The 13,044-nt window shown below is 56.0% G+C and carries 12 protein-coding genes and 2 tRNA genes; 10 read left to right on the top strand and 4 right to left on the bottom strand.

The features are described 5' to 3' along the window. Positions 1-44: 44 nt before the first annotated feature. Positions 45-1,148, bottom strand: coding sequence for a hypothetical protein (locus tag ACQ4WZ_RS05455; protein ID WP_436572753.1), 1,104 nt, complete (start codon positions 1,146-1,148; stop codon positions 45-47). Between the two features lie 673 nt (positions 1,149-1,821). Then, entirely contained in the window at positions 1,822-2,262 is a 441-nt protein-coding gene (locus ACQ4WZ_RS05460; protein WP_436572754.1) for a hypothetical protein, read from the bottom strand. A 147-nt stretch (positions 2,263-2,409) separates the two neighbouring features. Here ACQ4WZ_RS05460 and ACQ4WZ_RS05465 point away from each other — a divergent pair, with 147 nt between their 5' ends. Further along, a complete protein-coding gene (locus ACQ4WZ_RS05465) occupies positions 2,410-2,739 on the top strand; it encodes an SMR family transporter (RefSeq protein ID WP_101484608.1) in 330 nt (109 codons plus the stop codon). Here ACQ4WZ_RS05465 and ACQ4WZ_RS05470 read toward each other — a convergent pair whose 3' ends face one another. Next, positions 2,740-3,702, bottom strand: coding sequence for a M14 family metallopeptidase (locus ACQ4WZ_RS05470; RefSeq protein ID WP_436572755.1), 963 nt, complete (start codon positions 3,700-3,702; stop codon positions 2,740-2,742). A gap of 139 nt (positions 3,703-3,841) precedes the next feature. On the opposite strand from ACQ4WZ_RS05470, the gene ACQ4WZ_RS05475 reads away from it, so the two are divergent. Beyond that, complete coding sequence (locus ACQ4WZ_RS05475) at positions 3,842-4,951, top strand: acyltransferase family protein (RefSeq protein ID WP_436572756.1); 1,110 nt, start codon at positions 3,842-3,844, stop codon at positions 4,949-4,951. A 15-nt stretch (positions 4,952-4,966) separates the two neighbouring features. Here ACQ4WZ_RS05475 and ACQ4WZ_RS05480 read toward each other — a convergent pair whose 3' ends face one another. Then, on the bottom strand, positions 4,967-5,431 hold the full coding sequence (locus ACQ4WZ_RS05480) for a hypothetical protein (protein WP_101481820.1): 465 nt from the start codon (positions 5,429-5,431) through the stop codon (positions 4,967-4,969). 148 nt (positions 5,432-5,579) lie between these two features. Here ACQ4WZ_RS05480 and ACQ4WZ_RS05485 point away from each other — a divergent pair. The 8 genes from ACQ4WZ_RS05485 (at position 5,580) to pheT (ending at position 12,983) form a co-directional block, all read left to right on the top strand. After that, positions 5,580-5,656 (top strand) — tRNA-Val (locus ACQ4WZ_RS05485). A gap of 79 nt (positions 5,657-5,735) precedes the next feature. Further along, positions 5,736-5,812: transfer RNA gene (locus ACQ4WZ_RS05490), tRNA-Val, on the top strand. Between the two features lie 211 nt (positions 5,813-6,023). Beyond that, complete coding sequence (gene thrS, locus ACQ4WZ_RS05495; protein ID WP_101484607.1) at positions 6,024-7,931, top strand: threonine--tRNA ligase; 1,908 nt, start codon at positions 6,024-6,026, stop codon at positions 7,929-7,931. A gap of 12 nt (positions 7,932-7,943) precedes the next feature. Further along, positions 7,944-8,504, top strand: a complete 561-nt coding sequence (gene infC / locus ACQ4WZ_RS05500) for a translation initiation factor IF-3 (RefSeq protein ID WP_205711303.1) — start codon at positions 7,944-7,946, stop codon at positions 8,502-8,504. Between the two features lie 227 nt (positions 8,505-8,731). Further along, complete coding sequence (gene rpmI / locus ACQ4WZ_RS05505) at positions 8,732-8,929, top strand: 50S ribosomal protein L35 (protein WP_010399216.1); 198 nt, start codon at positions 8,732-8,734, stop codon at positions 8,927-8,929. A 26-nt stretch (positions 8,930-8,955) separates the two neighbouring features. After that, positions 8,956-9,315, top strand: a complete 360-nt coding sequence (rplT, locus tag ACQ4WZ_RS05510) for a 50S ribosomal protein L20 (RefSeq protein WP_010399214.1) — start codon at positions 8,956-8,958, stop codon at positions 9,313-9,315. A 145-nt stretch (positions 9,316-9,460) separates the two neighbouring features. Then, on the top strand, positions 9,461-10,477 hold the full coding sequence (gene pheS / locus ACQ4WZ_RS05515) for a phenylalanine--tRNA ligase subunit alpha (RefSeq protein WP_034751917.1): 1,017 nt from the start codon (positions 9,461-9,463) through the stop codon (positions 10,475-10,477). A 79-nt stretch (positions 10,478-10,556) separates the two neighbouring features. Beyond that, on the top strand, positions 10,557-12,983 hold the full coding sequence (gene pheT / locus ACQ4WZ_RS05520; RefSeq protein ID WP_101481819.1) for a phenylalanine--tRNA ligase subunit beta: 2,427 nt from the start codon (positions 10,557-10,559) through the stop codon (positions 12,981-12,983). Positions 12,984-13,044 lie beyond the last annotated feature (61 nt).

Genomic DNA, 13,044 nt, shown 5'->3' on the forward strand with positions numbered 1-13,044 from the left:
ACCGCTACTTTTCGCGCGCTCTAAAAAAGGGGGTTACTGGTTGTTCACTCCTCGTAAGTCAGACGAAATTTGCCTGCTGGTAGCATTAAAGCCTTGGGCGGGCGACCGACTTCAACCATTACCATGTCAGCTGGAACGGCATTCGGACCGTCCTCTACGTGAAATGCCTGGATTAGTCGTCGCCTGTCCTTCGGTAAAAGCTCAGACGGGATAGCGAGAGCATGCAGGCCAGCTGCTTTCTGCATCCAAATTGGGCGTCCAGTCTCTGACAGCATTGTGCCATCGGGATGAAATACCTCCATGTCATATCCCGGTCGGCCGCTTAAAACTGCATATTCTCCTTCTGTTTTCTTGAGAACAATGGGATTTGAACTTGGAAAGCGCTCAAGCACCTTCCGATATACTGGATTATCTGTTTCTTTCTCGCCGTGGCTAAACATATCCGATTGATTGATTGTGAGTGGTTCTACACCGAGCCGATGCTGCAGCACTGCTGCCAATGAAGCGTATGTTTTTTCGTCCGTATATGCGGGTTCTTTTCGGGCATGTCCGTAGCCGACATAAATAAATACCTTGGCATTAGGATCTTTGGAAAAAATCTGGAGGATGATATTTTGCGCCGCACCAAATTCCCGTTCCCTGGCCAGATCGGCGATATTTTGGCCTTCTGGATAGACGTCATATCCAACGAAGTTCCATTTGTCTTTAATCGCATTCCGTATAAATTCTCCGAACATAGGTTCACGTAAATAAAACCCCATACTGGTGTCGACGTACCCTGGCTGTTGTGGAATGTTCGGCCGGAACGTTTCACCTGCCAGATAATTGAATCCGATTTTTTTCAACTCGCGGGCGACCTTAGCCGCAAAAACACGATGTGTCGGTTCTTGGTGAGCTTCATTGAGGATAACGATTTGATGCATTTTTGCCTTTGCCACAATCGCTTCAAGTGCATTTTCTGCAGTTACTGATGCCAATGTTTCCTGATTTTCTTGAGTAATGCTTGGTTTTGACTTTGACAGAAAATACCACCAGCGGAAGGCTTCGGCCGCACCCGTTGAGTCTCCAGTAAGAGAACGCATTGTCATTAGTTTCTGAATGTCATTGCCCTTACTCTCGTACAGCGACTCTACTTTGTCCGGGCTCAAGTTTTCAAGCCTGGAAAAAATATCTAGATCCCCAATGGACTTCTCAGCTGACTTTAGGCTATGCATATAAGAAAAATTCTCCGCGAGCGCGTTTGTGCAAAATGCCACTGAAATAAGTAAAATCACATTAGTAATTGCGAGCCGAACGCGCAAGAAAATGGCTATCCGCCGGATCAGTCGTTGAGAAATCGTGTTTTCCTCGACGGGAAGTATCGTACACACTTGACAGTCCACTCCAGGAAGTATTTAGTGAATTTTCTTGCAACTCTACATCATAAATTCAAACATGGCAATAATATCTTTTATGTAACTATAAAGGCCATTAAGAGTTCGAATTCTTAGGTGGAGTTGAGGAAATTCAGGTAGACATTTCATTTCAACTTCCGCAAAAAAATCCGTGTCTGGGCTAGTGACATGCGAACGGATCGAGCTGTAATGATCGAGCTATCATTGACAATTATTCGGTTTCAAGCCTGTGACTGTCAGATCAAATTGAGTGCTTCAGGGGGCCTAAGTTAGCTTGGCTGTAAGGGGGCAAACTTTCCATCCATGAATTCCACGCAGCTTCAGGCTGAAGGTGACTGTTGAGGTTTATGCACCGGTCATATTGCAATCTCAGTTGGAGCGAGCGATCTAGCATTGTGTTCAAGTGGCGAAGAGGGTATCTGCCGGACTATTCGGTGGCGAAGATCTCGAAGAGGGCCCTCACTGCTTCCGGCATTCGCCGGCCATGCGTGCGCGGCTGCGGCATCCTGGAGTTTGATAACACCATATGGGTCATAATGGCGGTTGCCAGGGTGAGGTTCCGAGTCTGCTGCAGCTGGGAATCGCCATGGATGAAATTACGGAAAGACTGAAAATCAATGACGTGCGTTTTCGCATCATGACTGATGCCAAGGTTGTCCTCGAAAAAACAGAGCGCTACTTTTTTCGGCGACAGTTGATCGAATGCCTTCGTGCCGGCGCAGACAGGTTTTGCTGAAAACAGTGCGGTGCAGGTTTGCAAAGTCCGCGACGGGCGCTGGCTGGTGGGGGAGAGCATCGCTTCCGTATTTAGCAAAAAAATACCTAAGGCGGCTGCGCTGGCCTGCATCGCATTGATCGTTTCCGGCATCCTGGGCTTGAAGCTGCTCAGCCCGCAGTAACGTCGTTTTCCCCGATGCGCCCTGCGCCGCCGTGCCGCCCTGATCGAACAGGCGGTGGGCGGACAGGGCGTTGTTGTTCCTATTTACCTTGAAAGGACTGTCGCATGAGCCTTGCCATGACGTATTTCTACCTGGCCATCGCCATCGTCGCCGAAGTCGTCGCTACCAGCGCCTTGAAGGCGTCCGAGGGCTTTAGCCGCTTGTGGCCCAGCGTCATCACCGTGGTCGGCTACAGTATCGCCTTCTGGTGCTTGTCCCTGACCTTGAAGGTCATTCCTACCGGCATCGTGTATGCGATCTGGTCCGGCGTGGGCATCGTGCTCATTTCTGCCGTGGGCTGGTTCTGGTTCAAGCAGAGCCTGGATACGCCAGCCTTGATCGGCCTGGGGCTGATCATTGCCGGCGTGCTGGTGATTAACCTTTTCTCCAAGTCAGTAGGTCATTAATCAGAAACTGGCGGCAACTCTTGCCAGGTAATACCACTCGGCATTGGCTTGCGCGTTGACGTCCGGGAAGAGGATGTAGGCGTCGAATTCGGCCGTCACGGGCGTGCCGTCCGCGCGCACGCCGATCTGCTCGCCCTGTTTGAGCTTGTCAAAGCTGGACCAGGTCTTGATGAAGCGGTCGTCCGCGTGCAGCTTGTCGTGCACGACGACCATATTGAGTGCTTCCATGTCGGCGTCCGCGATGGCTTCCGGTTGCGGTGCATCAATGAAACCGAGGAAGGCCAGCGTATTCTTGATGGCGCGGTAGGCGACATCCGGCGCAGCAGGGTCCGCGTGCTGGCCGCATTCCAGGGTCAAGGCGTAGCCACCCGTCGAGCGCATGTATTCAGTGGTGCCCACGCCGTAGCGCAAGACCAGGCCCACCTGGTCGCTATTGCCCAGGCGGCGTTGCACGCCCTGGCCGTAAGCGTGCAGCCAGCCATCAACGAAGCGGCGCACACCCAGGCGGCGCGCCAGCGCGCGTTCCTTGTCTTCATGTTGAAACGGTTGCAGCGGGCCGTCGTTGTTGCGCGGTCCCACCATGACAAAAGGCTGGCTGTCGGCATTGAACGAGTGCAAGTCCAGCAGCACGTCGTGCTGGCCCAGCAAGGGGCACAGCCAGTTGGCGATGCGGTCTTCGAAATCCTGCGGATTGTCGTTCGGAAACAGATTGCGGTTCAGGTTGCGGTCGCCGCTGCGCACGCCTTTGGCGAAGGCCAGTGGATTGGTGATGGGCACGAAGGTGACGCTGCCGGCCAGAATGGAGAGGGCGCCGCTGTCGAGTTCAGCCATCACGCGGTGGATGCCCTTGGTGCCGCAGGTTTCATTGCCGTGCACGGCGCCCGTGACGATCAGGCGCGGGCCGCTGCCCTGGCCCGTGTAGTTGATGGACTTGAAGTGGAGTGCGCTGCTCATGCTGGACATATCCTATGCGGTTGCGGGAAGGGAAAGCGGGGTCGGCATATTTTAGCGGGATTCGCCTTGGCCGCCTGGAAAAAGTTGACCATGGCAGTGTGCGGCATGGCATGATCGGCGCCACCGTTGTTTTCCATTGCTGATATCCATGTCGTCTTCATCTTCTTCACGCCTGTACGGTCTCGATACCTTGCGCGCGCTGGCCATCGTGTTGGTGTTCATGAACCACTATTTGTTGTTCGTCAGCGATGGCGGGGCATTTGGTTTCTGGGGAGAAATCGGCTGGACGGGTGTGGACCTGTTCTTTGCCCTTAGCGGCTATCTGATCGGCAACCAGATCTTCGCCTCCTTGCGCAGCGAGCGCGGCTTTTCCTTGCCCCGCTTCTATGCGCGGCGCTTCCTGCGCACCTTGCCCAATTTCTATGTCGTGCTGGCCCTGTATTATTTGTGGCCCGCGTTTCGCGGCGATAGTGCGCTGCTGCCCCTGTGGAAATTCCTCACCTTTACGCAAAACATCAATTTGACACCGGGCACGGCGTTTTCCCATGCATGGTCGCTATGCGTGGAAGAGCAGTTCTATGTGCTGCTGCCGGCCGTGGCCTTGCTTGTCGCCGCCTGCCGCAAGTCGCTGCTGTGGGCGTGGGTGGCCGTGGCCGCCAGCTTTATCGTCGGCATGCTGGTGCGCGCGACTCTGTGGGATGAATATGTGCAAGTGCCGCGCGGCGGCCTTGGCTATTACAAGTACATTTACTACGCATCCTGGTGCCGCTTCGACGAGCTGGTGGCGGGCGTGGCGCTGGCGCTGCTGAAAAACCATCATCCGGGCGCCTGGACGCGCCTGACCTCATATGGCAACCGCGCCTTGCTGGCGGGTATCGCTGGTACGGCACTGATGTTTTATGTGTTTCTTGCCGATCATTATGGCTACTGGGTGACGGTGTTCGGCTATCCGGTGCTGGCCGCCAGCTTTACCCTGCTGCTGATTGCCGCGCTGAGTCCCGCCAGTGTCCTCTACACAGTGCGCGTGCCGGGTGCTGCCAGCCTGGCGTTGTGGTCGTATGCGATTTATTTGTTGCACAAGCAGTTGTGCATCCTGCTGCGCCCGATCTTGCAGGATATGGGTTACGGGCCGGACACCTTGCCGGCCATGCTGGTGATGATAGTGCTCAGCATCGTCACGGGCTGGCTCTTGTATAGAGTGGTGGAAACACCATTCATGCGCTTGCGGGCGCGCTATGTGCCCGCCAATCACGCCTGATTGACAGCTCGTTCACTACATATCGATCACGTCCAGCCCCCGTGGCGTGCCCACCAGCAATTCCAGGATGGCATGCACGCGCAGATTTGTGTCTTCATGTTCCGTGTTGAAGATCAGGGTGCGCAGGCCGGGCACGGCTTCCGTGATGTGGGGACTGGCGTAGGCATTGATCAATAACAAGACCAGGTCCGTGGCCCCCGCACCGGGCTGGCGCCGCAGCCGGTCGTGGATCACGCTCAGCAGCGCGCGCTGCATGCGCGGCGTGGGATTGCTGATGTAGGCGAAGACGCTCGGCGTGTTGGCAATGGCCGCGCAGATGCGCCGTTCCATCTCGTCCGGTTTCACGTCGGAAGCGATATCGAAGTACGCCGCATTCCAGCGCGTGCGGGCATACGGGTGGCCGGGCGGGAAGGAATCGGCCGTTTCGAAACCGCAGACGCGGCTCAGGGTTTTCAGCCAGGCTAATAAGGTGGAGTTCATGCCGCGATTCTAGCGGCATTCCGCGTGCGCCGGGCCGACTCTGTATAAAGGGGGCTGACGCCCGGGAGGCGGATGAAAAACAGATTAAAGTTTCCTGCAAAACAGCCCTTGTCATTCTGGGAAAGCCTCTCTATAATGCTGGTCTTCGGGGCGGTTAGTTCAGCTGGTTAGAATACTTGGTCGACATCCAAGGGGTCGGGGATTCGAATTCCTCACCGCCCACCAGAATTTGGCAGTAGATGGTTTTAAGCTGGCGCAAGCCGCAAGCGGTCATTTGAAATACAATGATCAACAAAAGTTTTACGGGCGGTTAGTTCAGCTGGTTAGAATACTTGGTCGACATCCAAGGGGTCGGGGATTCGAATTCCTCACCGCCCACCAGAATGCAGTTAGAGAGAAAGGTAAAACCGGTTATGACACCGCGAACTACTACCAAGCTTTGGGAGTGACGCTAGTCGAACGGGTTTCCTTTGTCTCAAGAAAGTGAAAAACGCGGCTAGTCCGCGTTTTTTTGCGTCTGCGTTTTCCTTTCAGTTATTTCACCCATCACATCGCAGTTTTACCTGGCGTCAGCGCCGATATGGAGATCAATATGCTTACAATCCGACTTCCCGATGGTTCCGTCCGTCAATTTGACGGGCCGGTCACCGTGGCCCAGGTTGCGGCCAATATTGGTACTGGCCTGGCCAAGGCTGCCCTGGCCGGCAAGGTCGATGGCAAGCTGGTCGATACCTCCTATTTGATCGAGCAAGACGCGGAACTGGCGATTGTCACGGACAAGGACGCCGATGGCCTGGAAGTGATCCGCCACTCGACGGCTCACTTGCTGGCGTATGCCGTCAAGGAATTGTTCCCGGAAGCGCAAGTGACCATCGGTCCCGTGATCGACAACGGCTTTTACTACGATTTCGCCTACAAACGCCCGTTCACGCCGGAAGATTTGACGGCGATCGAAAAGAAAATGACCGAACTGGCCAAGAAGGACGAGCAAGTCACGCGCAAGGTTGTTGCCCGCGATGAAGCCATCGAATACTTCAAGGGTATCGGCGAAGCCTACAAGGCTGAGCTGATCGGTTCGATTCCGGCCGACCAGGAAGTGTCGCTGTATTCCGAAGGCAAGTTTACGGACTTGTGCCGCGGCCCCCACGTGCCATCGACGGGCAAGCTGAAAGTCTTCAAGCTGATGAAGCTGGCTGGCGCCTACTGGCGCGGCGACTCGAAAAACGAGATGTTGCAGCGTATCTATGGCACGGCCTGGGCCAAGAAGGAAGACCAGGAACTGTACCTGCACAACCTGGAAGAGGCCGAAAAGCGCGATCACCGCAAGTTGGGCAAGCAACTCGATTTCTTCCATTTCCAGGAAGAAGCGCCAGGCCTGATCTTCTGGCACCCGAAGGGCTGGTCGATCTGGCAGCAGGTCGAGCAATACATGCGCAATGTGTACCAAGTCAATGGTTACCAGGAAGTCAAGGCGCCGCAAATCCTCGACCGCGGCCTGTGGGAAAAAACGGGTCACTGGGACAATTACCGTGAAAACATGTTCATCACGGAATCGGAAAACCGCGCGTATGCGCTGAAGCCGATGAATTGCCCTGGCCATATCCAGATTTTCAACAATGGCATGCGCAGCTACCGCGACCTGCCATTGCGCTACGGCGAATTCGGTCAATGCCATCGCAACGAGCCTTCGGGCGCCTTGCACGGCATGATGCGCGTGCGCGGCTTTACGCAGGATGATGGTCACATTTTCTGCCTGGAAGAACAGATCGCCGGCGAAGTGACGGCTTTCCACCAGCAGGCCATGGATGTGTACACGGCTTTCGGCTTTACGAATATCGACGTGAAACTGGCCTTGCGCCCCGATAATCGCATCGGCACGGAAGAGTCCTGGGATTTCGCCGAGGAGTCCTTGCGTTCGGCCCTGCGCGCCTGCGGCGTGGAATGGACGGAATTGCCGGGCGAGGGCGCGTTCTACGGTCCGAAGATCGAATATCACCTGAAAGATAGTCTGGGTCGCGCATGGCAAGTGGGTACCGTGCAGATCGACCCGTCGATGCCGGGCCGTCTGGGCGCCGAATACGTGGCCGTGGACAACACGCGCCAGGTGCCGATCATGCTGCACCGCGCGATCGTGGGTTCGCTGGAGCGTTTCATCGGCATCCTGATCGAGCACTATGCGGGTGCCATGCCGTTGTGGTTGTCGCCGGTGCAAGTGTCGGTGTTGAATATTTCCGACGCTCAAGCCGACTATGTACAGGAAGTTACAACAAAACTGCGCAAAGCGGGGCTGCGCGTACAGGCTGATTTGCGTAACGAGAAGATTACCTATAAAATACGTGAACATTCCGTACAAAAATTACCTTACATCTTAGTAATTGGCGACAAAGAGCGGGATGCAAATACAGTGGCCGTGCGGGCGCGGGGCAATGTCGATCTGGGCGTCATGTCCGTCGATGCCCTGATTGAGCGACTCAAACATGAAGTCGACACCAAGGCCTGACGAGGAAACTCGCTGCACGACCGTCTTACAAGATTTTTAAAGGAAATTACAATAGCTACTGACAAGTCACATCGCATCAATGGCGAAATCACTGCCCCTGAAATGCGTTTAAGCGGGGTCGATAACGAGCCACTCGGTATCGTAAGTTTGGCTGAAGCCTTCCGCCTGGCGGAAGAGGCAAACGTCGACCTGGTGGAAATTGCGCCTACCGCGCAGCCACCGGTGTGCCGTTTGATGGACTACGGCAAATTTAAGTATTCGGAGCAAAAGAAAGCTCACGAAGCCAAATTGAAGCAAAAGATCATCCTCGTGAAGGAAGTCAAATTCCGTCCGGGGACTGATGATGGTGACTACAATATCAAGTTGCGTAATCTCATCAAGTTCCTTGAGGATGGCGATAAAACCAAAATCACGCTGCGTTTCCGCGGTCGTGAGATGGCGCATCAGGATATTGGCTTCCGCATGCTGGAACGTCTGAAAGCCGATCTGGAGCCGTACGGCCAGGTCGAGCAGTTCCCGAAGATGGAAGGGCGCCAAATGATCATGGTTCTTTCGCCTAAGAAGAAGAAGTAAGCTACAATAGCGTTTTACTGTGGATCGACGTGGTTTGTGCCAGCATTGGTGCGACACCAGATTCCAGGCAGAATTTGCGCGGCCCGCTCAGCAATGTGCGGGCCGCGCAAACTGTAGCGGACTCGCATCCGCTGCACAACATGTGAAAGCAGGCATCTAAGCGCAGCGTCGTGTTGCCACCTGCAATCCTGTTATAAATGGAGCTGTCCGTAAGAGGACAGATTGCTATGCCTAAAATGAAGACCAAAAGCTCTGCGAAAAAACGTTTTCGCGTGCGTCCGGGTGGAACTGTTAAATGTGGTCATGCGTTCAAACGCCACATCTTGACCAAGAAAACCACCAAGCTGAAACGCGCTCTGCGCGGTACCACCAATGTCGCTGCGTCTGACGTGAAATCCGTCTACCGCATGATGCCGACTGCTTAATCTCACACTCAATTTAAGGAGTTACTATGCCTAGAGTAAAACGTGGGGTTACAGCTCGTGCCCGTCATAAAAAGATTCTTGTTCAAGCTAAAGGCTACCGTGGTCGCCGCAGCCGTGTATACCGTGTTGCCAAGCAAGCAGTTATGCGCGCTGGCCAATACGCTTACCGCGATCGCCGCAACAAGAAGCGCGTTTTCCGCCGCCTGTGGATCGCCCGTATCAACGCCGCTTCCCGTGAGCATGGCGTAACGTACAGCGTATTCATGAACGGCTTGAAAAAAGCAAATATCGAACTGGACCGTAAAGTCCTGGCCGATATGGCTGTGATGGACAAGCCAGCATTCGCTGCGATTGTCAACGCAGTTAAAGCAAAAATCGCTGCGTAAGCATCGGTGATTGCACAACGTCATCCGTAGGGTGACGTCATAAAGAGCGGGGCAGGGGTGTGAACCTTATGCCCCGTTTCCGTTTTTGATTGTTGGACTTTTGATAACCGAGTCCAGAATTGATGTCCAAAACAGGAAATGCCGCATGAACTCCCTAGAAGAACTCGTCGTCTCGGCTCAGGCTGACTTTATCGCCGCCGCAGACGCTGCCGCACTTGAAAACGCCAAAGCCCGCTACCTGGGCAAGACTGGCCAGATTACCGAAATGATGAAGGGCCTGGGCAAACTGGACCCGGACGCGCGCAAGGCGCAGGGCGCCCTGATCAATGCCGTCAAAGTGCAGATCGAGGATGCGCTGACGGCGCGCCGTGATGCACTCGCCGATGCACAGATGCAAGGCCGTCTGAACGCCGAAGCGATCGACGTGACCCTGCCAGGCCGTGGCCGCATGCCCGGCGGCATCCATCCCGTGATGCGTACGTGGGAGCGGGTCGAGGAAATCTTCCGCTCGATCGGCTTTGACGTGGCCGACGGCCCTGAAATCGAAAACGACTGGACCAATTTCACGGCGCTCAACAGCCCGGAAAACCATCCAGCCCGTTCCATGCAGGACACCTTCTATATCGACGGTAACGACACGGATGGCAAGCCTTTGCTGCTGCGTACGCATACCAGCCCGATGCAAGTGCGCTATGCACGCACGCATACGCCGCCGATCAAGGTTATCGCGCCGGGCCGCACCTACCGCGTCGACAGCGATGCTACCCATTCGCCGATGTTCCACCAGGTCGAAGGCCTGTGGATCGCCGAAGACATCAGCTTTGCCGACCTGAAGGGCGTGTACCTGAATTTCGTCAAGGCCTTCTTTGAAACGGACGACTTGCAAGTGCGCTTCCGTCCGTCGTACTTCCCGTTCACGGAACCGTCGGCCGAGATCGACATCGCCTTTGGCTCGGGTCCATTGAAGGGCCGCTGGCTGGAAGTGTCAGGCGCCGGCCAGGTCCATCCGACCGTGGTGAAGAACTTCGGCCTCGACCCTGAGAAATTCATCGGTTTTGCTTTCGGCTCCGGCCTGGAACGCTTGACGATGCTGCGCTATGGCATCAACGACCTGCGTCTGTTCTATGAAGGCGACTTGCGTTTCTTGAAGCAATTCAACTAAAGCGTTGTTCCGTTTGATTCATGGCGCTTGAGCGCCTGTGCGCTCGCGCTGTGAGCTTTGACCCTTTGAAGGCTTGATTATGCAATTTTCCGAAAACTGGCTCCGTACCATGGTCGATCCGAAGATGACTTCGGACGAACTGGCCCATCTGCTGACCATGTCCGGTCTTGAAGTCGAGGACGTCGATCCCGTCGCCCCACCGTTCTCGAACGTGGTGGTAGGCCTGGTCCTGGAGATGGAAAAACATCCGAATGCGGACCGCCTGAATGTGTGCCAGGTCGATGTCGGCACGGGCACCATGCTCAACATCGTCTGCGGCGCGCCGAACGTGCGCCCGGGCTTGAAAGTCGTTTGCGCGATGGCGGGCGCCGTGCTGCCCCCTGGCGCCGATGGCAAGCCGTTTGAAATCAAGGTTGGCCAGCTGCGCGGCGTCGAGTCGCAAGGCATGCTGTGCTCCGCGCGCGAATTGAAATTGTCGGAAGAAAACGCCGGCTTGATGGAATTGCCGGATGACGCGCCGATTGGCCAGAATTTCCGTGATTACTTTGCTTTGAACGACTTGAAATTCACCATCAAGTTGACGCCGAACAAAGCGGACTGCCTGTCCGTGCTGGGCGTGGCGCGTGAAGTGTCGGCTCTCACGGGCGTGGCGCTGAATGTGCCGCAGTTCCGCACCGTGCCGGTGTCGAGCGACGAAGTCTTGCCCGTAAAAGTCAGCGCGCCGGACCTGTGCGGCCGTTTCACGGGCCGTGTCATCCGCGGCTTGAACGCCCGTTCCGTCACGCCTGACTGGATGAAGCAGCGTCTCGAGCGCAGCGGCCAGCGTCCTTTGTCGGCCCTGGTCGATATTTCCAACTATGTGATGCTGGAACTGGGCCGTCCCAGCCACGTGTTCGACCTGGCGAAGATCCACGGCGGCCTCGACGTGCGTTGGGGCAAGGCGGGCGAATCGGTCAAACTGTTGAATGGCAACACCGTCGCCGTCGACGAGTGGATCGGCGTCATTGCCGATGACCAGGAAATCGAATCGCTGGCCGGCATCATGGGCGGCGACGCCAGTTCGGTATCGGACGATACGGACAGCATCTACCTGGAAGCGGCATTCTGGTGGCCTAACGCGATTCAAGGCCGCGCCCGCCGTTTGAATTTCTCCACCGATGCGGCGCACCGCTTCGAGCGCGGCGTCGATTTCGCCACCAACGTCGAGCACATCGAGCGCATCACGGCCCTGATCGTGGAAATTTGCGGTACGCCGGCAACGACCGTCGGCCCCGTGGACGACCATGTGGTGAACTTGCCGCAACGCCAGCCAGTGTCCATGCGCACGGCGCGCGCGCAAAAGGTCATCGGCGTGCCGCTCAACGATGAGTTGATCGCCGATATCTTCACGCGTTTGGCCCTGCCATTCACCCTGGCGGACGGCGTTTTTTCCGTGACGTCGCCCAGCTACCGTTTCGACATCGAGATCGAGGAAGACCTGATCGAGGAAGTGGCGCGCGTGTACGGCTTTGAAAACATCCCGACCCTGCCGCCCGTGGCAGCGAACGTGATGCAGATTGCACCAGAAAATACTCGCTCCCTGTTTGCGGTACGTCATGAATTGGCTGACCTGGGCTTCCAGGAAGTGGTTAATATGAGCTTTGTCGATACGGCATGGGAGCGCGATTTCTCGGGCAACACGAATCCTATCAAATTGCAGAATCCGATCGCCAGTCAGATGAGCGTGATGCGTTCCTCGCTGATCGGCAGCCTGATCGCCAATGTGCGCTACAACTTGAACCGCAAGACGAACCGCGTGCGCATCTTCGAAGTGGGCGCCATCTACCAGCGCGACGACAGCGTGGAAAACGGCCCCTTGTCGGTGGCTGGCTACGCCCAGCCGAAGCGTGTGGCAGCCATGGCGTATGGCCCGGTGGCCGACGAGCAGTGGGGGCAGGCTACACGCACGGTCGATTTCTTTGACGTGAAGGCGGACCTGGAAGCGCTGTTCGCGCCGCTGGTCTTGCGTTTCACCAAGGCGGAGCACCCGGCCCTGCATCCGGGCCGTTCGGCCAACGTGGAACTCGATGGCAAAGTCATCGGTTTCATCGGCGAATTGCACCCGCGCTGGATGCAAAAGTACGACTTGCCGCTGGCGCCCGTGCTGTTTGAGGTCGACGCCGCTGCCTTGACGCAAAGAGTCGTGCCCGTGTACCAGGAAATCTCCAAATTCCCTGGCGCCAGCCGCGACTTGGCCGTGGTCGTCAAGCAATCGGTGGCGGTGCAGGATCTGCTCGACAGCTTCCACGTTGCCGTCAAGGCAAGCCCTGCAGCGCGTATCGTGCAAGCCATTGTTTTATTTGATGAATATCGTGGAAAAGGGCTGGAAGCGGATGAAAAAAGCCTTGCTTTCCGGATTAGCTTGCAAGATACTCAAAACACCCTGCAGGACGATGTCGTCGATGGCTTGATGGCTGTTCTGATCGATGCCGCCAAGCAGGGCCACGACGCTAAACTGCGTTCGTAATTTGCGGACTGGCCGTCGCCTAGCGTGACGGCCTTTCCGTCGTCAACAGTAGACGAGCCTG

The organism is Janthinobacterium darwini (assembly GCF_051380905.1).
Classification (GTDB): domain Bacteria; phylum Pseudomonadota; class Gammaproteobacteria; order Burkholderiales; family Burkholderiaceae_D; genus Janthinobacterium.

Excerpts from the sequence above, each read along its gene's own strand:
- ACQ4WZ_RS05460 (WP_436572754.1), bottom strand. The coding sequence starts at position 2,262 with ATGCCGGAAACGATCAATGCGATGCAGGCCAGCGCAGCCGCCTTAGGT.
- ACQ4WZ_RS05465 (WP_101484608.1), top strand. The coding sequence starts at position 2,410 with ATGACGTATTTCTACCTGGCCATCGCCATCGTCGCCGAAGTCGTCGCT.
- ACQ4WZ_RS05470 (WP_436572755.1), bottom strand. The coding sequence starts at position 3,702 with ATGTCCAGCATGAGCAGCGCACTCCACTTCAAGTCCATCAACTACACG.
- ACQ4WZ_RS05475 (WP_436572756.1), top strand. The coding sequence starts at position 3,842 with ATGTCGTCTTCATCTTCTTCACGCCTGTACGGTCTCGATACCTTGCGC.
- ACQ4WZ_RS05480 (WP_101481820.1), bottom strand. The coding sequence starts at position 5,431 with ATGAACTCCACCTTATTAGCCTGGCTGAAAACCCTGAGCCGCGTCTGC.
- thrS (WP_101484607.1), top strand. The coding sequence starts at position 6,024 with ATGCTTACAATCCGACTTCCCGATGGTTCCGTCCGTCAATTTGACGGG.
- rpmI (WP_010399216.1), top strand. The coding sequence starts at position 8,732 with ATGCCTAAAATGAAGACCAAAAGCTCTGCGAAAAAACGTTTTCGCGTG.
- rplT (WP_010399214.1), top strand. The coding sequence starts at position 8,956 with ATGCCTAGAGTAAAACGTGGGGTTACAGCTCGTGCCCGTCATAAAAAG.
- pheS (WP_034751917.1), top strand. The coding sequence starts at position 9,461 with ATGAACTCCCTAGAAGAACTCGTCGTCTCGGCTCAGGCTGACTTTATC.
- pheT (WP_101481819.1), top strand. The coding sequence starts at position 10,557 with ATGCAATTTTCCGAAAACTGGCTCCGTACCATGGTCGATCCGAAGATG.